Below are 23469 nucleotides of genomic sequence, written 5' to 3'. Positions count from 1 at the left end.
ATAATACGAACAACATTAATTGATGCAAATCGGAATAAGTAATGGAATTTAGCTTGCGTGAGTGGCTAATCTTGATTGGGGTCGTCATTATTGTCGTTATCCTCATAGATGGATTTCGTCGGTATAAAAAAGGGCAGGAATATGCCCAAGCAGATAACGATTTCACTGATCTAGATGATTCAGATGATGTACCTGTGCGTCAAGGTTCTGCTGTCGGATATGGTAATATACCTTCAGGGGAGCGAGTGAAATCGTCGCATGATCCAATTATCAATGCCTTTGAGAATGCTAGAAAAACCGCAAAAGCGCCTTTAACGGATGTTCCTCATAAAGTGGATTCTGGTCCCGAGTTGGATCGAGATGAAGAAATGCACCTTGATGAGTTGGCTTCTTTAGTGCCTGAGCGAGACTTTGGCGATTCCGCTGTCTCTGAGCAAAACTACTCTGATGATGGCTTTTATGAGCAAGACTACGAGCAAGATGAGCTTGATTTAGACTTTGTGACAGAGACATCGAATGATTACGACGGTCAAGTCGATGAAGATTATGAGCGTAATTATTCTGAGGTTGATATTGATCAAGTGACGCCTAACGGAGTGGTTGATGATCTTGACGAAGGTGATTACGAAGATAATAGCGTTGCGGAAATTGAAGAAGTTATCGTCATCAATATTTTTGCACCTGAAGAGCAAAATTACTCAGGTATGGAATTGCTTCAACTGATTTTGAATTGCGGAATGCGCTATGGCGAAATGGATATTTTCCATCGTCATGAAGATGGTTTTGATCGCGGTCGAGTGCAGTTCAGTATGGCAAATGCCATTGAGCCGGGCACATTCGATTTAGACACCATGGGTGAAACAGATTGCCCAGGCGTAAGCTTCTTTATGGGCTTGCCTGGTCCAAAAAATAGCATGAAAGCGTTTGATTTTATGCTTGAAACCGCTCAGACCTTAGTACGTAACCTTGGTGGTGAGTTGCGTGATGAGCGACGCTCTCCAATGAGCGATCAAACCATTGCTCATTGTCGTCAACGAATACGTGATTTTGAGCGCCGCCGGTTAATGCGCAACAAACAGTAATACGAACCAAGGCCCTAAGGGGCCTTGGTTGCTTTAGACCTGTCATAAGAATTAAATTCGAGTTTATTTATCTATGAGCCAAGAGACAAACATGACGCATCAGCACATGCTGGATCTAATCCAGCAACTTAACGATTACAGCTATGCTTATCATGTAAAAGATGAACTAATCGTCCCAGATGCCGTGTACGACCGAGATTATCGTCAGCTTCAAGCTATAGAGCACGAGCATCCAGATTGGATTCAGGCCGACTCTCCAACTCAGCGTGTTGGCGAAAAGCCGGACAGCGGTTTTGCTAATGTTGCGCACACAGTCCCTATGTTGTCCTTAGATAATGCTTTTGACAATGAGTCACTGTCTGATTTCGACCAGCGTATTCGTAAGTTGCTTAATGCTGATCATGTCACCTATTGCTGTGAGCCTAAATTGGATGGCTTGGCGATTAGTTTGCGTTATGAGGGTGGCCGTTTGGTGCGAGGTGTCACTCGTGGTGATGGTTTGTCTGGCGAAGACATTACTTCTAATATCAAAACGATTTACTCCGTACCTTTAAAGTTGCGCACGAAAACACCGCCAGCGGTGTTGGAAGTTCGCGGCGAGATCTATATGCCAAAAGATGGTTTTGAAAAGCTTAATGCATTGGCGGTAGAGCAAGGCGAAAAAACTTTTGTTAATCCTCGTAATGCGGCGGCGGGCAGCTTACGTCAGCTTGATCCAAAAATAACGGCCAAACGCCCACTTGTTATGTGTGCTTATTCCATTGGCTATGTCGAAGGTTGGGATCAACCGACAAGTCATTATGAAGGTTTGCTGCAGTTAAGTGAGTGGGGCTTTCGTACCAATGACCTAATGGCAAAAGCGGAGGGCGCGCAAGGCTGCATTGAGTATTACGAAATGCTTAATGAAAAACGTGCTGATTTATCCTATGACATAGATGGCATTGTTTATAAAGTAGATCAAATTGCTCTGCAGAATCAGCTGGGCTTTATTGCCCGAGCACCGCGTTGGGCGATAGCTAGAAAGTTTCCGGCGCAGGAAGAAATGACCCGAGTGTTAGGTGTTGATTTCCAAGTGGGCCGTACTGGCGCTATTACGCCTGTTGCACGTTTAGAGCCTGTGTTTGTTGGTGGGGTAACCGTTTCTAATGCCACTTTGCACAACAAAGATGAGATCGCTCGCTTGGGGGTGAAAGTCAATGATTTCGTAATAGTGCATCGCGCTGGCGACGTGATTCCTAAAGTTGTTCAAGTCGTGCTTGATAAGCGCCCTGACGATGCGACAGAGGTTGTTTTTCCTGAAGCTTGCCCAGTTTGTGGTTCGGACCTTGAACAAGTCGAAGGCGAAGCTGTCATTCGCTGTACTGGCGGTTTGGTGTGTGGTGCGCAGCTAAAAGAGTCTCTCAAGCATTTTGTTTCTCGTAAAGCAATGGATATTGATGGCCTAGGCGATAAGTTGATAGAGCAGCTGGTGGATCAAGAGTTGGTCAAAACGCCAGTCGACATTTTCACCCTAGAAGCGAAAAAAGACACCATATTGTCTATGGAGCGCATGGGGCAAAAATCAGTTGAGAAGCTGCTTGCCTCTATTGAGACAGCAAAGAGCACGCAATTTAATCGCTTTATCTATTCATTGGGTATTCGTGAAGTAGGTGAAGCCACGGCGCGAGCGTTAACCAGTTACTTTACCGAGTTGGATGATCTAATGGCGGCAGATCAAGAAGCCTTAGTGGAAGTGGAAGATGTGGGACCTATTGTTGCTCAACATGTACGTTTGTTTTTTGATCAAGAATTGAACCGAGACACTATTAAAGGTCTGCTAGAGGCGGGGGTTGTCTGGGAGAAAAAGCATCAAGTATCTGTTGATGAATTACCGCTTTCGGGCAAAACTTATGTGGTGACGGGGTCATTGAATCAATTTAGCCGCGATCAAGTAAAAGACAAGTTGCAAGCGTTAGGCGCAAAAGTGAGTGGGTCGGTTTCTGCAAAAACAGATTGTCTTGTTGCGGGTGAAAAAGCTGGCTCAAAGCTCACTAAAGCACAGTCTCTTAACGTACCTATCATTGATGAAGCAGGCGTGATTGATTTGCTAACTCAACATGGAGCGATCTAATTGGATACTTTAATACCTTATGATTCGTTAGCGTCGGACACCTTAGAAACCATTTTAGATGATATTGTGTCGCGTGATGGCACGGATTATGGCGATTATGATTTGTCGGCAGCGCAAAAGCGCGAGCAGGCGTTGCGATCGTTGCGAAGCGGGGAAGCGGTTCTGTTATTTGATACAGAGAGCGAAACCATAAAGATGATTCCGAAGAGTGACTTAAGTCATTACGACCTCATGTGAGGTCGTAATGCGCACGACTACTGTAACGTCGTGTAAAAGTCCTTTTGCTGTTTCGCTATTCAGTGCACTCTCGAACACAATGATTGATATTGTGATCCATGGCTCTTGATGGGTCTTCTCCCATGTTACGACCAACTACTTTTGCTGGAACGCCAGCGACTGTAGTGTGATGTTCTACGGCTTCTAACACCACGCTACCTGCACCAATTTTTGCCCCTTCGCCAATTTCAATGTTGCCAAGGATTTTTGCACCGGCGCCAATTAATACACCAGTGCGAATCTTAGGGTGACGATCCCCGTGCTCTTTACCTGTACCGCCTAGAGTGACCGATTGCAAAATAGATACGTTGTCTTCAATAACACAGGTTTCGCCAACCACAAGGCCTGTGGCATGGTCTAACATGACACCGCAGCCGATTGTTGCCGCAGGGTGGATATCAACACTAAACACCATGGACATTTGTCCCTGAAGGTACAAAGCTAAACTTTTTCGGTTGTTTTTCCATAGCCAGTTTGCTACTCGATGAGTTTGCAAGGCGTGGAAGCCTTTAAAAAATAGCAAAGGCGTTGTAAGAGTGTCGCAAGCGGCATCTCTTTCTTTTATCGCTAAAATATCTTGCTCGATGCATCTGACAATGCCAGAGTGAGTATCTGCCATGGCTTCTTCGAATACTTCTCGTAATACCATAGCGGGAATTGATATGCTGTCTAGCTTACTAGCGAGTAAAAAGCTTAAAGCAGAACACAATGATTCATGGCGCAAAATAGTGGTGTTGAAATAACTGGCTAAAATAGGTTCATCTTGGGCAAGCTTTTCTGCTTCCATCTGTAAGGATGACCATAAATTGTCAGAAGTCACGGCATGACGCATTGTTGTACTCAAGGGGTATTCACCTATATCGATTCACGTTTAGAATGTAGGTTATAAGGTTAGGGTTAAACATTACAAGGGGCAATGTGAAGATTGCTCAAAAAGATGGAGATAATATGTCTAAAAAAAATGTTGCTGATGCATTGCATATCTTTTATGAATTAAATACTGCGTTTTCCGATGCTTATTGGGAAACCAATGATATTAATCAGAAAGATCGCTTTTTTGCGATGAAGGGCATATTGCAGGATGAACTTGATGAATTGCATAAATTGAGCCTACAGGATCACGTTTATCCTTATGAGCCAATTAATCCAAGTTTGCTTCAACTGAGTGATAAGTTACGAGCTTTATTGCCAGAACTTAATCGATATGTATTCCGTCCTCAAACTTCTAATCGATTCGTTGAGCTCATTCCAAGTGCTTGTGAGTTGTTTGAGTCATAAGGAAATAGTGTGGCATGCATCACTGCATTGCGTTTTCATGAGCAATGCAGTGAATAAAGTGTGCCATGTTAAAGGCTTTGGCTTCGTCTTAGGTCGCGAATGATAAAACGGCTTGGGTGCAGTCTATGGCTTACTTGTTGTTCTAAAGGAGAAGGAGTTCCCGTAATTAAGCTGGCGATATAACTGCCGCTTAATGGTGTTGAAATAAGTCCTCTCGATCCATGTCCAATATTGATATAGAGCTGCTTTATCGGCTCGGCAATGTTATTGCTTTGCCATTTAGCGTTCTTGGTTAGGCTTGAGTAAGCTTGCTGATAGATGTCTTCCGATTGAACAGGGCCAACAATTGGTGTGTAATCTGGTACGGCACATCTAAAAGATACTCGTCCTCCGCAGTCTTCACTATTAAAAGTCTCTTTTGGTAATAAAAGCAGGCTTTCCAAAATAGCTAAGTTTCGTTTGTGTCCTTCTTCTCTTACTTGGCCATCTTGATCTTTTAGATCGTAAGTGGAGCCAAAATGCAGCAAGCCATTTATTGACGGGGAAACATAGCCAAACTCACAAAGTACTTTGTCGAAATTTATTTTATCGGCAGATTCTCCCATGGCTTCGCACGCTGACTTGGCTTTTTCTATATCAATAAACGAGACTTGCCCCCGAATCGGGTAGTCTGGCATATTTGGTGTCATGTCTAAGGCTTTGGTGTCATTGGCTGTACAAAGCACTACATGAGAGAAGTCAGTTTTAAGATCGGCAGATCGAGCCTGCCAGCCAATAGTTTGATCATTTGTCTTGATGGCAGAAAGGTCTTCAAGCTTAGTGTTTAAGCAAACCTTAATATTGTCATGAGACAAAAGAGTCTTGCAAAGCTCTGTCAGAACGACCCAGCCAGATAGCGGTAAGAGTAAACTGCCTTCTCTGTCTTTTGAGGCTTGCAAAATAGTTTCAGGGTATAGCTTTTCATTGAGCAACTTTTGAAAGCGTTCGGCTTCTTTATCGTGCTTCGGTATTTGTATTAATCCGCAGGCGTCCCAGAATTGTTTGTTTGTATCTAGGCTGGAATATAAGCGAGTCGCATGTAGATAAGCGGATAGATAAAAACGATTTACGGGTGTGTCCTGCGCAGCCAATTTAGGGTAAAGCATTCCTTGAGGGTTACCTGACGCGCCGCCAGCAATACAGTCACCTTGTTCCCATACCTCGACTTGTATGCCTTGTTTAGCAAGAGCGTAAGCTGTATTGGCACCTGCTAGTCCAGCACCCACGACCAATACCTTAGTGATGTCTTGAGTGTCATCTTGGCGAAGGTTGAACCAAGATTGTCCCTGAGACATGCGTTCAGTCAATGGGGCTGTTGTGGTGTTTAGAACGCCAACGGTCATTTCTCTTTTCTGGCCAAAGCCTTTTACTTTGCGCACGTCAAAGCCAACGCTTTGTAACCCTCTACGTACAATACCTGCTGCGGTAAAGGTTGAGCAGGTCGTGCCTTGGTGGCTAAGGCGATGGATATGGTGAAATAGGTTATCAGACCACATTTCAGGGTTTTTACTTGGTGCAAAACCATCTAAAAACCAAGCATCGACGTCTGCATCAAGCGCCGCGAAACCGTTTTCAGCTTCCCCAAACCAAAGCGTTAATTGGATTCGCCCTTGTTCTAATTCAATGCGATGGAAGCCATGACACACTTCTGGGTAGGCATCGATTAGTTGCTGACTAAAATGGCTTATAGATGGCCACATTTTTAATGCGTCAGTCAGCATGCTTTTGGTCATGGGATATTTTTCGACCGAGATGAAGTGCAACTGTTTATCGCTGCCCGCTTCGACTAAAAAAGCCTGCCATGCACATAAAAAATTTAGCCCTGTACCAAAGCCTGTTTCAGCAATCACGAAGGCGTTTTTTTGAAGTGATGCCCAGCGTTCGCTTAACTGATTGTTTTTTAAAAAAACGTGGCGTGTTTCTTCCAGTCCTGACTCTTTGTCAAAATAAACATCGTCAAACTGGTTGGAGTGAGGTGCGCCATCCTCACCCCAACTTAATGCAGGAGATTCTAACTGGTAACTAGTTAACACGCGTGATGCTCTCGATAATAACTGGTGTCTTTGGGACATTTTGGTAGGGACCAACTGTAGAGGTTGGTACAGCAGAGATGGCATCAACGATATCCATTCCCGAAATGACCTTGCCAAAAACAGTGTAGCCGGCCGCACCGCGGGCACCGTCATTCAAAAAGGTGTTATCAACTTGATTGATAAAGAACTGCGATGTGGCGCTGTTCGGATCTTGTGTACGCGCCATGGCAAGTGTGCCACGATTATTAGCCAAGCCATTGTCACCTTCATAGGCAACGGCTTGATGGGTTGTTTTTCGTTCTAGGTCTTTCGTAAAGCCACCGCCCTGAACCATAAAACCACGAATAACGCGATGAAAAATCGTGTCGTTATAGAAACCTTCATCAGCGTAACGAAGAAAGTTAGCAACAGATTTTGGTGCGGCTTCATCATTTAGATCAACTCTAATCGAACCTTGATTTGTTACAATATCCACTTCGGTGGCGTTTACTTGGGAGCAAAGGGTGAATAAAGCCAGACCAGTGATAAGATATTTACGCATAGTGCTACTTCCTAATTTAATGTATGGGCAATAGTATTGGGTATGTCTTGACGTTCCAAGACGTCGAGTGAAAATTTTGGAGAAAAAGCGAATGCGAACTGCAGCCGTAGAAATTGAATATTGTACCTTATGTCGTTGGATGTTGCGTGCGGCATGGTTATCCCAAGAGCTACTGACAACCTTTGATGACGATATCAAGAGCGTCACATTGGTACCAACCCAAGGTGGGATCTTTAAAGTTAGGGTGAATGGAGAAGAAATTTGGTGCCGTAAAAAAGAAGACGGTTTTCCAGAAGCGAAAGTACTAAAGCAGAGAATGCGGGATGTGATTGACCCTGAACGAGATCTTGGGCATTCGGATGTGAAGAAATAACGCCCTCCCAGCCTCCCTCTTAGCAGAGGGAGGGGCTAAAAGCTTCAAGGGAAGGGTTGGCGGGTGTTTCTTTTAGGCGTTCGGAAAAACTTGCTTGAACGGCTTAACAGTCACATTTTCATAAACGCCAGCGGCTACGTAAGGGTCTGCGTCTGCCCAAGATTTCGCTTCTTCAAGGCTGGCAAACTCAGCAATAACAACACTGCCACTAAAGCCCGCATCGCCTGGATTTTCTGAGTCGATGGCTGGATTTGGTCCAGCTAATACTAAGCGACCCTCATTTTGTAGGGCCTCCAATCGAGCTAAGTGAGCAGGGCGAGCCTGCATGCGAGCGCTAAGGCTGTTTGCTACATCTTCACCAATAATTGAGTACAGCATTGTTATTCCTTATTTTGCAAATGCGATGATAAATAAATGCCTTGTAGTATGATAAATACAATGGTCATTCCTAATAAACCGAACAATTTAAAATCTACCCAAATTTCTTCGCTATATGAAAACGCGACATATAAATTGGTGACACCAGATATAATGAAAAAGCCAACCCATGCAAGGTTTAATGTTCGCCATACCTTGAAAGGTAAATCTAATTTATCACCCATCATACGTTGAATAATGTTTTTATCACCAATGAATTGACTGCCTAAAAATGCAATCGCAAACAAACCATTTACAATTGTTGGCTTCCATTTAATAAAATCACCGTCTCCAAGTAGAACTGTTGCTCCACCTAGCAGTACAACTAATGCCAGAGAAACCAAGTGCATCTTTTCTACTGTTCTGTTTTTGAACCAAGTGAAACCCACTTGAAGTATGGTGGCGGGGATCAAGATAGCTGTTGCTAAAATGATATTGCCTGTCATTTTATAAACAACGAAGAAGATAACAATAGGAAGGAAGTCGAACAGTATTTTCATATAAAAATCCAGTGAATGTATACTTAAATGTATGTATGCTGGACTTATGATAACCACCATTCCTTTTAAAGAACAGCCAATCTATGCCTGAAGCAGCAAGTTATCGAAAAGTCGATTTACATACACACTCTACGCGTTCAGATGGTCGTTTATCGCCAACGGAACTTGTCGATCTTGCCGTTGAGCAGGGCGTTTCCTTGTTTGCTCTTACTGATCATGACACATTAGATGGCATTGCAGAGGCGAGTCAGCGAGCTTCTGAACATGGACTTAGTTTTATTCATGGTGTCGAGTTGTCAACGCAATGGAATGGTATTCCTTTGCACATGGTTGCTTTGGATTTTTCCTTAGATAACATAGCCTTGCTGTCTATTGTGAATGAAAATCAGGCGATTCGTCTTGACCGAGCCAGACGGATAGCCGACTTATTGGTTAAACAGGGGCTACCTGATTTATATGATGAAGCGGTTGCTTTGGCGGGAGAGAGTCAGCTTGGGCGACCACATTTTGCCACTTTGTTGGTAGAAAAGGGTTTTGTAAAAGATACTAATAAAGCGTTTGATCGTTACCTTGGTAATAAAAAGTTAGGCCAGTTGCGTGATGTTTGGCCGGAACTAGAAGATGTTTTAGTGGCTCTTTCAGGTCAGGGAGTTGAGCTGGTTTTAGCTCATCCTAAGCGCTACCCTTTAACTGTCACCAAATTAAAACGTTTATTGGGTGATTTTAAAAAATGGGGTGGAACCGGGCTTGAAGTCGTTTCAGGAAATGAACGCCCTGATAGTGTTCGTTTGCTTGAACGCTTATCCCGAGAGTTTGATTTAAAAGCCTCTGTAGGAAGTGATTATCATGGACCCTTTGGTCCGTGGATGCAGGTTGGTAAGTTTACCCAAATACATGAAAGTGAGGTGGATTTAGTGTGGCGAGCTTGGCCGTAGTGCTGATTATTCATTAGGACTATTGAGTTGGTTATGAGTTATCGATTATATATTTTTCAGTGGAGAACAGGTTGAGTCAATTTTTTCAGATACACCCAGAAAACCCGCAAGCGCGTTTAGTAAAACAGGCAGCGGAAGTGATTCGTAATGGTGGCGTTATTGCGTATCCAACAGACTGTGGGTATTCGCTTGGCTGTCATTTGGGCGATAAAGAAGCGTTAGATAGAATTCGTGCTATTCGTCGTTTGGATGATAAGCATAATTTTACCTTGGTGTGTCGTGATTTGTCTGAAATATCAACCTACGCACGATTTGATAATCGTTTGTATCGGTTGTTGAAAAATAATACGCCTGGCCCCTACACTTTTATATTTAATGCCACATCGGAAGTACCTAGACGATTATTACACCCTAAAAGAAAGACAATTGGTATTCGTGTTCCGAATAACAACATAGTGTCTGCGTTATTAGAAGAATTGGGTGAACCAATTATGAGCGTTTCTCTTATTTTGCCTGGAGAAACGGACCCAATGACAGATCCGTATGATATTCGCGATACGTTGGAACATGCGCTAGATTTAGTCATTGATGGCGGGTTTTGTGGGCTGCAGCCAACAACGGTAGTAAAAATGGATGCAGATAGTATTGAAGTTGTACGTGTTGGTGCAGGTGATCCTGCTCCCTTTCTGTAAAATCTTTAATATTCAGCTGTCAAGGCCCATGCCGTGTGGCTTATAATGTGTAAAATGATTAATTAATATTACTAAAACTGGGTTGCTGAGAAGCATTCCCTCTAAGAGGTTCGTAATGGACGAGAAGTTACAAAAAGTATTAGCAAGAGCGGGTCAAGGTTCACGTCGTGAAATGGAAACCCGTATTCGTGAAGGTCGTGTATTGGTTAATGGTGAAGTTGCTACATTAGGCGACCGCGTTAGCGTTAAAGATACGATCACAATAGATGGTTATTCTATTATTGCTACCGAAGCCGGTGAAAATCGCCGGGTTATTATTTATAACAAACCAGAAGGTGAAGTCTGTACTCGTAAAGACCCAGAAGGTCGACCGACTGTGTTTGATAAACTGCCAAAATTGCGCGGAGAGCGTTGGATTGCCGTTGGCCGTTTGGATATTAATACTTCCGGTTTGCTGCTTTTCACCACAGATGGTGAGTTGGCAAATCGATTAATGCACCCTTCAACCGAAATAGATCGCGAGTATCTTGTCCGCGTGATGGGTGAAGTTACTGATGAAAATCTGGCTACCTTGAAAAAAGGCGTTATTTTAGATGATGGTGTTGCCAAGTTTACCGACATTGTTGATGGCGGTGGTGAAGGTATTAACCGTTGGTTCTATGTTTGCTTGATGGAAGGTCGTAACCGTGAAGTTCGTCGTCTTTGGGAGTCTCAAGGCGTAAAAGTGAATCGTCTTAAACGTGTTCGCTTTGGTCCTGTCTTCTTGCCGTCAAAAGCAAAAGTTGGCCGTTGGGTCGAGATGGAAGACAAAGATGTTAACTCTTTATGTGCCATGGTTGATCTGAAACTGTCAGAGTTGACACCAAAGACGCAGCAAGAGAAATTGGAATTAAAGCGTCATAAAAACAAAGCGACGGCTGGCGGCGCTCGTCGTGCGCCACCAAAAGGCTTTGATTGGCAGAGCAATGACAAGCCTGAGTTTAAACCCAAAAAACCAGGTAAAAGATCATTTCGTTAAGATAAAAATTGCTTAGGAGTTGTAGAAGCATGGTTCGCTGGATAGTTGCATTGATTGTTGTCTTGTTCGTAGGTTTCTTTGTATACGTCAATATAAGTAATAAATTGCCTGAGGGACTTGGACTAACGGATGGTGAGTTGATGCCTTGTCCTTCTTCACCGAACTGTGTTTCTACACAAGCATCTCCAGAGGATGTGGAACACTACGCGGAAACAATCGTCTACACTGGCGACCGTATGAAGACTCAGTTGTTGATTGAGTCTTTTATTCTAAACAATGGTAACGCTCATCTGGTTAGCAGCACATTGGGCTATGTTCACTTTGAAGTGATAAGTCCTCTGGTTGGCTATATTGATGATGTTGAGTTTTATCTACCAGCTGCCGACAGTGTGGTGCATGTACGTTCTGCTTCCCGAGTTGGTTATTCTGATTTTGGTACTAACCGCGAGAGAGTTAGACAAATTCAAAGTCTTCTAGTAGATTGATTTTAAAAGAGTTGATTTATAGCGCTTGATTTTTTAATACTGAAACAATAACAACTGGACGAGGATTGCCCATGAGCATAGATGACAACAGAAGCATTTTGATTGTTGAAGACGATGAGCGTTTGGCGTTACTTACTCAAGAGTACCTGCAGAAAAATGGCTTTACTGTTGGGATCGAACCTGATGGGCGCAAAGCGATTTCTCGTATTGTTGATGAACAACCTGCTTTGGTTATTTTGGATCTTATGCTGCCAGGGGCAGATGGTTTTACGGTATGCCGCAGCGTCCGTAATGACTACAAAGGTCCTATTTTGATGTTAACCGCTCGAAGTGACGATGTTGATCAAATATTAGGGTTAGAAATCGGTGCCGATGATTATGTGTCTAAACCTGCCAAACCTAGAGTTTTGTTAGCTCGGGTTCAATCTTTACTTCGTCGCAGCACACAAGATGTAGATCTGACGATTGATGTTTCTAAAGAAGAGCAGAATTTAGTTTTTGGTCCTTTGACGATTGATAATTCTCGCCGTGAAGCATGGTTGAGCGAGGAAGAGATCGAATTAACCAGTGCGGAATTTGATTTGTTATGGTTGCTGTCGAGTAATGCCGGCCGCATCTTGAGCCGAGAAGAGATTTTTGGTGAGTTGCGTGGTATCGAATACGACGGTCAAGATCGCTCGGTTGATGTTAGAATTTCTCGTATACGTTCAAAAATTGGTGATGATCCTATTCATCCCCGTCGTATAAAGACTATACGAAGTAAAGGGTATCTATTTGTAAAAGAAGTATAAATAGAATGCGGGCTGAAATGTGGCGGTTATATCGACACCTTATTTTTGGGGGTGTCGTTATTGTGGTGTGTTGTTACATCGTCATGGAATTCACCCAAATTCGGTTTGGTACATCAAAAGCTGAACAATTACTTTGCGTTGATGCTGAAATTAGTTCTGCGATACTCCTTTCAGGTATTAAAAAAAATCTCTCCGACTCCCAATTTAATTGGGCTTCTGAGTCTTCAGGTCCACTTTCTATCGAGTCCATTTCTTCTCTTATCGCCGATAAGAAATGGCTTAAGCTCCCCAATAACAAATATCAAATTACATTCGGTAAAAACGATGAGCCTGTTCTTATTGGGCATGCTGATCAGGGTAGCCCTCTGTTTAAAATAGAGTCGTTGTTAAGGCAGTTTTTGTTAGCAAATGACGTCTCCTACCATGATAAAGTTACCTTGCTAAAAAGTATGTCTTGCCTTTCTGTGGAGGATGTTTCCTACACGGTTTCTAGCCCACTAACAGCCGTTGCTCTTGTGAGTGGTGCCTATAGTGAATATGGCTTTGTCTGGAAGGATGAGGGAGCCAATAATCCCGTTTATTTGTCTGTTGTTCATGATGATAATGTGTCCTTGACTTTAATTGTGGTCATTGTTGTCGGTGCCGGCATTGCCATTATGTTACTGCTAATTTGGCGCGAGCTAATCTCATTGGACTTTAAACGCAAAACATTCGAAAGCATTACTCGTCAAATTGCTCGTGGTCGCAGTGGTTTACCGAAAGAGATTCCTGATAGCAGTGGCACGCTGAAAGAGTTAGCGTATTCATTTGATTCCATGTCTTCGCATATTCAGCGGCTATTAAAAGTACAGCGCGAAATGATTAATGCTATCTCTCATGAGTTAAGAACGCCCATTGCTCGTTTACGCTTTGGTTTAGAAGTGATGAAAGATGAAGTTGACGATGATGTGGCTAAAACGATTGAAGCACTTGAAGGGGATGTTGAGGAGTTGAATACACTGGTTGATGAAGTGCTAACTTATGGAAAGTTAGAGGAGGGCTCATTGGCTCTTAACTTCAAAGAACTGTCTATTTCTCAGTTAGTTGGCGATATATTAAAACATAATCATTTATTGCTTCAGCATCTCAATGTTGAGGTGAATATTAATGAAACTGATCTAGTTTTAGCTGATGAGCATCATTTGAGTCGAGCATTGCAGAACCTTATTTTAAATGCCTCAAAGTACGCTGCTGGTAAAATTGTTATTACTTTTTCTCATGATGAAGAGCGTTGGCAGTTAGATATTGAAGATGATGGGCCAGGCATCGCATTTGAAGATAGGGATAAGGTTTTTATACCTTTTCAGCGATTAGATAACAGTCGTACACGTGCTTCTGGTGGCTATGGATTAGGGTTGGCGATCGTGCAGCGAATTGCTTTTTGGCATGGTGGTGCAGTATTGATCGATGCCAGTGAATCTGGCGGAGCTAAGTTCAGTTTGATTTGGTCTCGTAATCAGCATCAGAACTCTCTGTCCTGATGCTGCACCTGTAACGATTACTGCGCTTGCCAATACTTTGTTAAAAATAGACTCGCTTATTCATGGATTTAGCAAAAAGGGCTCATTTATAACCCATAAATTCGGCTCTGGCTTCCTGCGTCGCCCTAATAACTACATCCATGTCGTCACTCACTTTTTCGTCTATTTTTGCCTCGTCTAGGCTTCGCTCGTGAAATCGTTTGAAAGTTGGTTTTGAGTGATGTTTTTAAAGTTCTGGCGCTAGAATACCTTTTAGATTTTTAAAGCAGGTTTTTGATGCGGTAGAAATCAGGTCTTCCATATAGGCGTTCTCGCGCTGATCCTTCCTGATGGCCAGGTAGAGTTTGCACCACACCCCTTCTTCGCCCAGCGACTTAGTAATGACGTATTGTCGATTTGTGTATTCTGTTAAGGCCCAGTTTGGTAAGCAGCATACCCCCCGCCCACTTGCCACTAACTGCATCATCATCAATGTTAATTCACTGTGACGAATTTTAGCTGGCGACACATCGGCAGGATTTAGGAAATGTTTAAAAATATCCAGTCTTTCTATTTCTACCGGATAGGTAATGAGTGTTTCTTTCTCAAAATCTTCAGGTGTTAGAAAATCTTTTTTTGCCAAAGCATGATGTCGAGACAAGGCGACCTGAGATTCATATTGAAACAATGGAATGTATTCAATATTCGGAATGTCTTGTGGATCGGATGTCACAACCAAATCCAAATCACCTCGAGCAAGAGCTGGTAATGGCATGAATCCAAAAGCGGTAGACAGGTCGAGTTCGACATCAGGCCAATGTTCGCGGAAGTGGTCGATTGTCGGCATAAGCCACTCATAGCAACTGTGGCATTCGATAGCTATGTGCAAGCGTCCACTTTCACCTTCAGCAAAACGTTGTATGTCGCGCTGAGCAGAGCGAAATGAAAGTAACACATCATCGGCAAGCTGCAATAAACGCAATCCTGCACTGGTAAAGCGGACGGGTTTTGTTTTTCGGATGAAAAGTGGGCAACCGAGTTTCTCTTCTAGATCTTTGAGCTGATGCGACAAAGCGGATTGTGTTAAGTGAACTCGTTCAGCGGCTTCGACTAAGCTGCCAGTTTCTCTGAGGGCGGTCAGTGTTTTTAAATGCCTAACTTCAATAATGCTCATAGTACTTCACTGTTGATGCTTACCCATATTTAAGAGTCTTATAGTTAAGAGGACCATTTTTAAAAGCCCCATACTTAAGAGTCAACGTTTAGAAGCTCAATGCTTGGATATAAAAAGGCTCGTAGGGAAGCTTAATCCTTACGAGCCTTGGTATTGTGTTAGTGGCAAAGCAAAAATTCAAGTAGTGCTTTTTGTGCGTGCAAACGGTTTTCTGCTTCGTCCCAGACAACACTATCTGGGCGGTCTATTACGTCCGCAGACACTTCTTCACCTCGGTGAGCGGGCAAGCAGTGCATAAACAAAGCATCAGGATTGGCTTTCGCCATTAGTTCGCTGTTTACTTGGAATCCATCGAAGTCTTTTAGACGCTGTTCTTGCTCGTCTTCTTGGCCCATTGAGGCAAACACGTCAGTAACAATAAGATCAGCGCCTTTGGCAGCTTCATGAGCGTCATGAAGTACTGAGACTCTATCGGCATGTTCTGCAACCAGGTCAGCGTTGGGTTCATAGCCTACAGGACAAGCAATGACTAGATGGAAGTCGAGCATAGCAGCTGCGTTTATATAAGAGTTGCACATGTTGTTACCATCGCCAACCCAAACAACCTTTTTACCTTCGATAGAACCGCGATGTTCCTGATAGGTTTGCATATCAGCCAGCAGTTGGCATGGGTGATAATCGTCTGTTAACGCATTGATAACTGGAACGGACGAGTATTTAGCAAAGGTTTCGACGGTTTCGTGATCAAAGGTTCTAATCATTACCGCATCGACCATGCTAGAAATAACACGAGCACTGTCTTCAACAGGTTCACCGCGTCCTAATTGAGTATCACGAGATGAAAGAAACAATGCGTGGCCGCCAAATTGAGCCATCCCAGCTTCAAATGAAACCCGAGTTCGCGTCGATGACTTTTCAAATATCATCGCTAAAACTCGATTTTTCAGCGGTTGAAATAGAGTGCCTTCGTGATGGATTTTCTTAAGCTCAGAAGCTCGTAGAAGTAACTGTTTTAACTCGTCAGAAGATAGATCCTTCAGAGTAAGAAAATGTCTAGGCGACACGCTAGGACTCCTTGTATGTCTTGAAAAAAGGGAATCGACCAATTTAATACACTCAGGTAGACGAGTAAAGGCTAAATAACAATAGAAAGTCGAAAGGAAAGCTTCTTTTTGGGGTTGTAAATACACCACGAGACCCAATAAACTGATGCAAGTTTAATGATTTTAATAGACTTGAATTTAGTAAGGGCATTAATAATTGATTTGTCCTTGCAAATTGACAGTCGCAGAGCGAGGTTTTTAGTATGAGTAATACAATCGAAACAATTAAAGAGCAGATTAGCAGTAATGATATTTTGCTATATATGAAAGGCAACCCTCGCGCTCCGCAGTGCGGGTTTTCATCTCAGGCAGTACAAGCGCTAATGTCCTGTGGCGAGCGCTTTGCGTTTGTAAATATACTAGATAATCCTGATATCCGTGCTGAGTTGCCAAAGTTTGCTAACTGGCCAACATTTCCGCAGCTTTGGGTAAAAGGTGAGCTAGTTGGTGGTTGCGATATTATCGTTGAAATGGCTGCAAACGGTGAACTACAGACCTTGATCAACGAAGCAGTTGGTTCCTCTTCAGAAGAGTAAGTTTTTTGTGTTGCTTACAGTAGTAAGTGGCATTATTGAGTTAAACATTAGCCTATAAACATTAAGCAATAAAAGGAGACGTTAAAGATGTCTATTTTAGTTGGTAAAAAAGCCCCAGATTTTACAGTTCCAGCCGTATTGGCTGATGGCCAAATCGTTGATTCTTTCAACCTTGCTGAAACAATTAAGGGCAAATACGCAATCGTGTTCTTCTATCCTCTAGATTTCACATTCGTATGCCCTTCAGAAATTATTGCTATGTCTCACCGCATGGATAAATTCCGTGAAATGGGCGTGGAAGTTATTGGTGTATCAATCGATTCTCACTTTACACACAATGCGTGGCGTAACACGCCTGTTGATCAAGGCGGTATCGGAGCAGTTGAATACACGCTAGCAGCAGATATGGACCACGCAATTGCTAAAGCATATGGCATTGAGTCTGAAGGTGGTGATTCTTACTACCCAGCTGGTGTTGCGATGCGAGCGTCTTTTGTTATTGACCAAAAAGGTATCGTTCGTTCACAAGTAGTAAACGATGAGCCTATCGGCCGTAACATGGATGAATTGGTTCGTGTTGTTGATGCGCTTCAGTTCTTCGAAGAAAATGGTCAAGTTTGTCCAGCAGGCTGGAACAAAGGCGACAAAGGCATGAACACTTCACCTGAAGGTGTTGCGTCTTACCTTGCTGAAAATTCTAAGTCTCTATAAGACGTTTGTTTTATAGCAAGAAAAACACCCACTATTGAAAAATAGTGGGTGTTTTTTTTGATTTAAATTCCTGTACTTAAATTATGGTGTATAGGATTTGGCTTTATAGTTCGTTAAGCTCAAGAGGTAAGTCGTCTGGATCTGCAAAAAAGGCAAAGCGCTTACCGGTTAGCTCATCTAATCTGATGTCTTCTGTGATTACACCGTGTTGGTTTAGGTGTTCAATACAGCTTTCTATATTTTCCACCGCAAAGGCTAGATGCCTCAAACCTTGTGCTTCAGGGTAAGAAGGGCGTGCTGGTGGTGATGGAAATGAGAAAAGCTCAATCTGTTGATGCTCATTAATAGCAAGGTCTAATTTATAAGACTGTCGTGCTTCGCGGTAGGTTTCTTTGATAATCTGAAATCCTAGAATTTCATGATAAAAGCGTTTTGAAACTGAATAGTCAGAGCAAATAATAGCGACGTGGTGAACATGAGAAACATTGAACATAGGATTTGTCTTCTTATGGCTCTTATTATTTAGCTTGTGCCTTTAGCTCGTTCGCGACAGCAATGACTTGTCTTCTAAACCATATATGACTGGCATCGTGATGAAGAAGTGGGCTCCAGATCATTTTTAGTTCGATTTGTGGAATATCGAAAGGTGGTTCTAAAATCACTAGGTCGGGATTTTTTCTATTCACCATGGCAACTTTTTTAGGAAGGGTGGCGATAAGGTCTTGCTCAAGCGCCAAGTGCATCGCTGTATGGTAGCTTCTTGTGAATACACGAATACTTCTTTTGTGATCAATGGCTTGTAATGCTTCATCAACCCAGCCTAATTTCTGTACATCGTTTGGATCCATTCCAACGCCGACTCCGAAGCCTGTTTTACTGACCCAAATATGTTGGGCTTGCAAGTAAGCATCAATATCAAAATGATCTTTGATCGGGTTTTTTGAACTCATCATGCAGACAAAAGTATCGAACCAGACGCTTTTTTGATGGAATGACTGAGGCAGCTCTTCGAAGCGGTTAATCGCCATATCTATTTTGCCAGCTTCAACATCATGAAAAGTAACATCGCTCGGTGTCATTATGTCGAGTGTAATGCCTGGTGCAAATTCCCGCAGACGGTTGAGTAATCGTGGAATAACCGTTGAGGCGGCATAATCACTTGCCATAATACGAAATACACGCGTACTAATACTTTCGTTGAAGTCTGCTTCTGGCTGCAGGGCCTCTTCTAGCTCTAATAGAACTTTACGTACGATCGGCTGCAGACGTAAGGCTTTTTCCGTTGGTTTCATACCTTCACTAGTACGAACGAGAAGGGGGTCGCTCAACAAGTCTCTAAGCCGCTTTAAGCCATTGCTCATCGCAGGCTGAGTAATGTTTAGTTGATTAGCAGAACGCGTGACGTTGCATTCTCGTAGCAAAACGTCGAGATAAATAAGCAGATTAAGGTCTATTTTATTAATATTCATACTTTTTATGGTTTTTATATCATTTATATATGGCGTGAATTTATTGTATTGACCTCTGTGCAAACTTCAACCGTAAAATGAAAAATTATGACTTTTATTAAGTGTGCTTATTTTGGTCGCTTATAAGGGGCTTTTATTTAGGCGTCATTAAATCGTCATGGCAAGTCTTTACCCTTAATTGAGAATTATAAGATGCACTGATGTGCGATTTTACAAAAAGGGCGAAGAAATGATAAGTAAGATTTGGTTAGCGAGTTTGATTTCTGTTGGGGTTTTATTTGGTTGTGCAAATCACTCTACAGCGACTTCAGCATTAAGTTTTGTTGATAATGTCCCAAAGCGAGGCAGTGAGTTGCCTTACTCTGTATTACGTGATGATTTGATTGATGGTAAGACGAATCAGTCATTTGAAATTCGCAATGGTGGTTTTGGCTCGGCAATGACGGCAAATCCAAATCAAGCGAATCAGTTTTATGCATTAACTGATCGTGGTCCAAATGCTAACTATAGTGGCGATTATGGAAAAGGTAAAAGCTTTCCTGTGGCCTCTTACACACCTCGTATTGGTTTGTTTGAAGTAGCCGAAGATGGCACTGTTTCTATGATAAAAAGCATTTTGCTGAAGCGACCAGAAGGCAGTTTGATTTCTGGTTTGCCAAATACGTCTGCATTAGGTGGCACAGGTGAGACGCCTTATCATTCAAATGGTCAGCCTGTTTTAGTAAATGACAATAAGCCTTACGATAAGACCACTAACCCTATTAAGCTTGATGATTACGGTTTGGATGGCGAAGGTTTAGTTGCACTTAAAGACGGTACGTTTTGGGTGAGTGATGAATATGGGCCACACATTGTTCATTTTGATAGTAATGGTGTCGAGATAGGTCGTATTAATGCTTTTAAAGACGACAGTCGTGATATCTATCACCTTCCTGCTGTCTTTGCACACCGTCGAGCCAACCGAGGCATGGAGGGGCTAGCCATTACGCCAGACGAAACGACCTTAGTGGGCATCATGCAGTCGACTTTGCAGAACCCAAATAAAGCAGCTCAAAAAAGTAATTTAACGCGTATTGTGACGTTGAATTTAACCACTGGCAAAACTGAACAGTATTTGTATCGCCAAGAAAAAAATGAAAACTCGAACTCTGAAATTTCTGCTTTAACAGCGAATAAGTTTTTGGTGATCGAGCGAGACGGTGCTTTCTTATTAGGCGGCCCCGATGGTGACTCTAAAGCTAAGCCGAATGCACAAAAGCATGTTTATCGTATTGATCTAACAACAGCCACTCCTCTGTCTTCTATCGCTTTGTCTAAGTCCGTTAAGCGTGATGCAAGCCATGGTTTGATGATTGACGGCTTAACACTAGAGCAGTTCGCAATTAAAAATGGCTGGCAAGCGTTGGCAGACAAAGGAATTAAACCCGTTAGCAAAACCTTGGTTGTTGATATGGTGAAAGCGGTTTCTTATCCACATGATAAAATGGAAGGCTTGTGGGTAATTGATAACAATCATCTTGGAGTGTTGAATGATGATGATTTTGCTACTTGGTCGACGAAAGGCAAATTGGAGCAAAAGCACCTTGATAAAAACATGGTTGACTCTAATCGTCTCTACATCATTAAAGCGGATTTGATGGGTAATTGATCGACTTATCGATACAACGAAAGGGTTTCATAAAAAGGAATGCCAAAGTTATATCCGAAACAAAACAGAGCTATTATCCAGTGCTCCTGAATTGACGCGTATCTGCTTTCAAGTCAGGTTTACATACACGCACAATATGTAGATACAAAAGCTGTTTGCAAAAGTGCTTTATGAACTAATGATTTAGTGCTCCTGTACACCTAACTTCAGGAAATCCTGCAGAAAAAATTGCCTCAGTTTCTATCAACGAACCATCATTGTCTATCCGGTTAGCCGGGCCTACCTTAGTGGTTGTACAATAAAGCGCTTCATAACTTTGGCACGCTAACATTGGGTAAGTTGCTTTAATACTGGAAGGCTTGATCACTTAATCAATTATCCCATCATATGCTTAACTAACTACACCCCATTCCACATTTCATAGAAAATCTTCTGCATCAATACAAGACCAAGACCCGTCTGGAGCGACTTGATCGCCGATTTTCTTGAGCTTGCGTAATGGTAATCACGGCAGTAAATATGAATCTGTATGGTACTTGGCGCTGCCGTCTGGGCTGAACATGTCCCCTAAAAGCATTGTCAGATAGCTATAAGGTTGATGTCATTGGTGTTAATATGACGCATATCTTGAAGAAAAGGGTATCCCACAGACTTCAGAAGACTTATCTCATCACCGAGTCGTCCATTATTTTCAGGTCGCGCCAAGTAAGCGGCTGAAATGTACTTTGTCAGCGCCCGCCAATGAGACAGGCTTCTCAATAAAAATGTGCCTTGATAGATTCGGGCTGGCACAGCTTGCTGAAAAGTAGTATCAGATCATCTGTATGCTGATCAGAAGTTCTGACTGACTAGTAGTCTGCGTCCGTGGTAGTAACCTTACTCTATCTGCATCAACGTTTTCTATCGCCAGACGTGTGCTTGTGGATTGGGTAACCGAACTTATGCGCGACATTCACTCGACAACATGAAATATCGATTCAGTTAGATGATGGGCAGGTTCAATATGGACGTTTCGCTCGGCCATCATGTCTGCCAGGAGATGGCTACCAGTATTACCCCCGGAAAGGGCATGGCCAGTTGAGATGCCTCATGCACGGTCTCAGGTATAGCTTGATTGATCAGAATAGTCGTCAACCAGCCTACGGCTACATATAAAATGGATCGTATTGAACCCCATTACTTAGTATAACCTGCCATGCTATAGGTGACTGTTAGGCTGTTACCGTAGCTGATTATTTCAGAGAGAGTAGACTCACGAGCTTATTATCAAGGACTCATAGAGCTGAATCCACTGATCGGTTACCGCTTCCCAGCTGTAGTCATAACTCATTGCATTTTGTTGCTTTTGTCGCCAATTAGTGGCGTCATGGAAGCTCTCAACTGTACGTTCCATTGCCGCTTGCAAAGATGCTGCATTGGCATCTTTGAAAACAAACCCGTTCGCTTTCTCCCCTTCTTCAAACACGGTATCGGCTAAGCCTCCTGTTTGCCTTACTACCGGTAGGGTTCCGTATTTAAGCGCATAGAGTTGTGTTAATCCGCAAGGTTCAAAGCGCGATGGAATAAGCAAGGCATCAATGCCAGCTTGGAGGCGATGCGAATAATCTTCAAAGTATCCAATCCGCACAGAGACTTGTTTTGGGTAATCGTTTTGAAGCTCTAAATACTGGTTTTCTAGATATTTATCGCCTGAACCTAATACTATAAGTCGGGCTCCTTTCTCCAATATAGCAGGTACAACTTGCAAAATAAGATCTAATCCCTTTTGCTCGGTTAGTCGGCTGACAACACCAAACACTGGTTGGTTTAGATCTTCTGATAGACTGTTCTCTTGTAATAAAGCGAGCTTGTTGGCTTGTTTTTGATTGAGCGTGTCTGTGCTGTAGTTTTGTGGAATTAATGTATCTTTCTCTGGTGACCATTGATCGTAGTCGACACCATTTAAAATACCGACTAACTTGTTTTGCATGGCCCTTAGAGTGCCATCTAGTCCGTCGCCATATTCTGGTGTGAGAATTTCTTGGGCATAAGTGGCGCTGACGGTGGTGATTGCATTTGCGTAGACTAAACCCGCTTTAAGGCCAGAGAATCTGCCATAAAACTCCATGCCATGCATGCTGAGTAATTCTGGAGATAACTGCATGGCGGAAAATTGATCCATGTCAAAACTACCGTTATAGCGTAAATTATGTACGGTCGTGACAACGGGGATATGCTCTGTTTTCCAGCTTTCCAAATAGGCGGCTGCAAAGCCTGTTTGCCAATCATTTAAATGGAGAATGTCGGCTTGCCAATCCATTAGGTGCCCATGCAGCGCTAAGGTAGCGGCAGCCCATGATAGCGCGGCAAAACGGATGTGGTTGTCTTCGAAGTCTATACCGTTTTTATCGACATAGGGCCCGTCTTCCCGTTCATAAAGAGCTTGGCATTGTAAGAGCCAAATTGGCGTGTCATTTTCGGGGATATGAGTTTCAAGAAGTAACAAATCTCCAACCCCAAATGGATTTCCTAGGTTGATACTCTTTTGAATTGGCGCTACCTTTTCTAATATGCCTTGGTAAGCGGGCATTATCAGTTTGACATCGTGGCCTTTTTTTCTCAAAGCAACGGGAAGGGCGCCAGCTACATCGGCTAAGCCACCTGTTTTGATTAAGGGATAAATTTCGGAGGCAGCAAATAGTATTTTCATTATTAGGCATCTTATTGATTTGGAATAATGATAAGAGTATACCTAAATGAAACTTCGAATAGAGTGTGTT

General features: G+C 42.8%; 24 protein-coding genes. 14 read left to right on the top strand and 10 right to left on the bottom strand.

Features of this window, described 5'->3' with window-relative positions; translation table 11 throughout:
• The first annotated feature begins 41 nt into the window (after nucleotides 1-41).
• From zipA to AC2A4J_RS16775, 3 genes are all read left to right on the top strand, one after another.
• On the top strand, nucleotides 42-1082 hold the full coding sequence (zipA, locus tag AC2A4J_RS16785; RefSeq protein WP_255825961.1) for a cell division protein ZipA: 1041 nt from the start codon (nucleotides 42-44) through the stop codon (nucleotides 1080-1082).
• A 91-nt stretch (nucleotides 1083-1173) separates the two neighbouring features.
• Complete coding sequence (ligA, locus tag AC2A4J_RS16780; RefSeq protein ID WP_484176826.1) at nucleotides 1174-3192, top strand: NAD-dependent DNA ligase LigA; 2019 nt, start codon at nucleotides 1174-1176, stop codon at nucleotides 3190-3192.
• A complete protein-coding gene (locus AC2A4J_RS16775; RefSeq protein ID WP_255825957.1) occupies nucleotides 3193-3429 on the top strand; it encodes a YheU family protein in 237 nt (78 codons plus the stop codon). It abuts the gene before it with no gap.
• 55 nt (nucleotides 3430-3484) lie between these two features.
• Here AC2A4J_RS16775 and cysE read toward each other — a convergent pair whose 3' ends face one another.
• On the bottom strand, nucleotides 3485-4300 hold the full coding sequence (gene cysE, locus AC2A4J_RS16770) for a serine O-acetyltransferase (RefSeq protein WP_255829302.1): 816 nt from the start codon (nucleotides 4298-4300) through the stop codon (nucleotides 3485-3487).
• 116 nt (nucleotides 4301-4416) lie between these two features.
• On the opposite strand from cysE, the gene AC2A4J_RS16765 reads away from it, so the two are divergent.
• Nucleotides 4417-4746, top strand: coding sequence for a hypothetical protein (locus AC2A4J_RS16765; protein ID WP_255825955.1), 330 nt, complete (start codon nucleotides 4417-4419; stop codon nucleotides 4744-4746).
• A gap of 68 nt (nucleotides 4747-4814) precedes the next feature.
• On the opposite strand, the gene mnmC is transcribed toward AC2A4J_RS16765, so the two are convergent.
• Nucleotides 4815-6818: a bifunctional tRNA (5-methylaminomethyl-2-thiouridine)(34)-methyltransferase MnmC2/FAD-dependent 5-carboxymethylaminomethyl-2-thiouridine(34) oxidoreductase MnmC1 gene (gene mnmC / locus AC2A4J_RS16760; protein WP_484176825.1), complete on the bottom strand. Its 2004-nt coding sequence runs from the start codon at nucleotides 6816-6818 to the stop codon at nucleotides 4815-4817.
• The gene (locus AC2A4J_RS16755) at nucleotides 6808-7359 is read right to left on the bottom strand and encodes a peptidylprolyl isomerase (RefSeq protein WP_114410362.1); all 552 of its coding nucleotides are present in this window, start codon (nucleotides 7357-7359) and stop codon (nucleotides 6808-6810) included. Before AC2A4J_RS16755 ends, mnmC begins: the two co-directional genes overlap by 11 nt.
• Nucleotides 7360-7450: 91 nt before the next feature.
• On the opposite strand from AC2A4J_RS16755, the gene AC2A4J_RS16750 reads away from it, so the two are divergent.
• A complete protein-coding gene (locus tag AC2A4J_RS16750) occupies nucleotides 7451-7732 on the top strand; it encodes an Rdx family protein (RefSeq protein ID WP_114410361.1) in 282 nt (93 codons plus the stop codon).
• 72 nt (nucleotides 7733-7804) lie between these two features.
• On the opposite strand, the gene AC2A4J_RS16745 is transcribed toward AC2A4J_RS16750, so the two are convergent.
• Both AC2A4J_RS16745 and AC2A4J_RS16740 read right to left on the bottom strand, forming a co-directional pair.
• The gene (locus AC2A4J_RS16745; RefSeq protein WP_114410360.1) at nucleotides 7805-8110 is read right to left on the bottom strand and encodes a YciI family protein; all 306 of its coding nucleotides are present in this window, start codon (nucleotides 8108-8110) and stop codon (nucleotides 7805-7807) included.
• 2 nt (nucleotides 8111-8112) lie between these two features.
• Nucleotides 8113-8649 carry a septation protein A gene (locus AC2A4J_RS16740; protein WP_114410359.1) on the bottom strand — a complete coding sequence of 179 codons (537 nt, stop codon included), beginning with the start codon at nucleotides 8647-8649 and terminating at the stop codon, nucleotides 8113-8115.
• 83 nt (nucleotides 8650-8732) lie between these two features.
• Here AC2A4J_RS16740 and AC2A4J_RS16735 point away from each other — a divergent pair, with 83 nt between their 5' ends.
• From AC2A4J_RS16735 to AC2A4J_RS16710, 6 genes are all read left to right on the top strand, one after another.
• Nucleotides 8733-9584 (top strand): PHP domain-containing protein, encoded by an 852-nt coding sequence (locus tag AC2A4J_RS16735; RefSeq protein WP_484176824.1) that lies wholly within the window; start codon nucleotides 8733-8735, stop codon nucleotides 9582-9584.
• A gap of 71 nt (nucleotides 9585-9655) precedes the next feature.
• Entirely contained in the window at nucleotides 9656-10276 is a 621-nt protein-coding gene (locus AC2A4J_RS16730; protein ID WP_255825943.1) for an L-threonylcarbamoyladenylate synthase, read from the top strand.
• A 115-nt stretch (nucleotides 10277-10391) separates the two neighbouring features.
• Nucleotides 10392-11294: a 23S rRNA pseudouridine(2605) synthase RluB gene (rluB, locus tag AC2A4J_RS16725; protein WP_255825941.1), complete on the top strand. Its 903-nt coding sequence runs from the start codon at nucleotides 10392-10394 to the stop codon at nucleotides 11292-11294.
• A gap of 29 nt (nucleotides 11295-11323) precedes the next feature.
• Nucleotides 11324-11779 (top strand): DUF1499 domain-containing protein, encoded by a 456-nt coding sequence (locus AC2A4J_RS16720; protein ID WP_484176823.1) that lies wholly within the window; start codon nucleotides 11324-11326, stop codon nucleotides 11777-11779.
• A gap of 71 nt (nucleotides 11780-11850) precedes the next feature.
• The gene (locus AC2A4J_RS16715) at nucleotides 11851-12570 is read left to right on the top strand and encodes a winged helix-turn-helix domain-containing protein (protein ID WP_255825937.1); all 720 of its coding nucleotides are present in this window, start codon (nucleotides 11851-11853) and stop codon (nucleotides 12568-12570) included.
• An 83-nt stretch (nucleotides 12571-12653) separates the two neighbouring features.
• Nucleotides 12654-14090 (top strand): ATP-binding protein, encoded by a 1437-nt coding sequence (locus AC2A4J_RS16710; protein ID WP_484176822.1) that lies wholly within the window; start codon nucleotides 12654-12656, stop codon nucleotides 14088-14090.
• A gap of 226 nt (nucleotides 14091-14316) precedes the next feature.
• Here AC2A4J_RS16710 and AC2A4J_RS16705 read toward each other — a convergent pair whose 3' ends face one another.
• Nucleotides 14317-15243: a LysR family transcriptional regulator gene (locus AC2A4J_RS16705; RefSeq protein WP_304941363.1), complete on the bottom strand. Its 927-nt coding sequence runs from the start codon at nucleotides 15241-15243 to the stop codon at nucleotides 14317-14319.
• 158 nt (nucleotides 15244-15401) lie between these two features.
• The gene (gene argF / locus AC2A4J_RS16700; protein ID WP_255825933.1) at nucleotides 15402-16307 is read right to left on the bottom strand and encodes an ornithine carbamoyltransferase; all 906 of its coding nucleotides are present in this window, start codon (nucleotides 16305-16307) and stop codon (nucleotides 15402-15404) included.
• Between the two features lie 242 nt (nucleotides 16308-16549).
• Here argF and grxD point away from each other — a divergent pair, with 242 nt between their 5' ends.
• Together grxD and AC2A4J_RS16690 are read left to right on the top strand one after the other, a co-directional pair.
• A complete protein-coding gene (gene grxD, locus AC2A4J_RS16695) occupies nucleotides 16550-16882 on the top strand; it encodes a Grx4 family monothiol glutaredoxin (protein WP_072841300.1) in 333 nt (110 codons plus the stop codon).
• An 87-nt stretch (nucleotides 16883-16969) separates the two neighbouring features.
• A complete protein-coding gene (locus AC2A4J_RS16690) occupies nucleotides 16970-17593 on the top strand; it encodes a peroxiredoxin (RefSeq protein WP_255825928.1) in 624 nt (207 codons plus the stop codon).
• Nucleotides 17594-17696: 103 nt separating this feature from the next.
• Here AC2A4J_RS16690 and gloA2 read toward each other — a convergent pair whose 3' ends face one another.
• On the bottom strand, nucleotides 17697-18086 hold the full coding sequence (gloA2, locus tag AC2A4J_RS16685; protein ID WP_484176821.1) for an SMU1112c/YaeR family gloxylase I-like metalloprotein: 390 nt from the start codon (nucleotides 18084-18086) through the stop codon (nucleotides 17697-17699).
• A 25-nt stretch (nucleotides 18087-18111) separates the two neighbouring features.
• Nucleotides 18112-19062, bottom strand: coding sequence for a LysR family transcriptional regulator (locus AC2A4J_RS16680; RefSeq protein ID WP_484176820.1), 951 nt, complete (start codon nucleotides 19060-19062; stop codon nucleotides 18112-18114).
• A gap of 229 nt (nucleotides 19063-19291) precedes the next feature.
• On the opposite strand from AC2A4J_RS16680, the gene AC2A4J_RS16675 reads away from it, so the two are divergent.
• A complete protein-coding gene (locus AC2A4J_RS16675; RefSeq protein ID WP_484176819.1) occupies nucleotides 19292-20710 on the top strand; it encodes an esterase-like activity of phytase family protein in 1419 nt (472 codons plus the stop codon).
• A gap of 1252 nt (nucleotides 20711-21962) precedes the next feature.
• On the opposite strand, the gene glgA is transcribed toward AC2A4J_RS16675, so the two are convergent.
• On the bottom strand, nucleotides 21963-23399 hold the full coding sequence (gene glgA, locus AC2A4J_RS16670; protein ID WP_484176818.1) for a glycogen synthase GlgA: 1437 nt from the start codon (nucleotides 23397-23399) through the stop codon (nucleotides 21963-21965).
• Nucleotides 23400-23469: the final 70 nt, after the last annotated feature.

This window comes from Marinomonas sp. ATLA20 (assembly GCF_057180105.1).
Note: the sequence above shows the minus strand (reverse complement) of the source record. Positions and strands in the feature narration are given on the sequence as shown.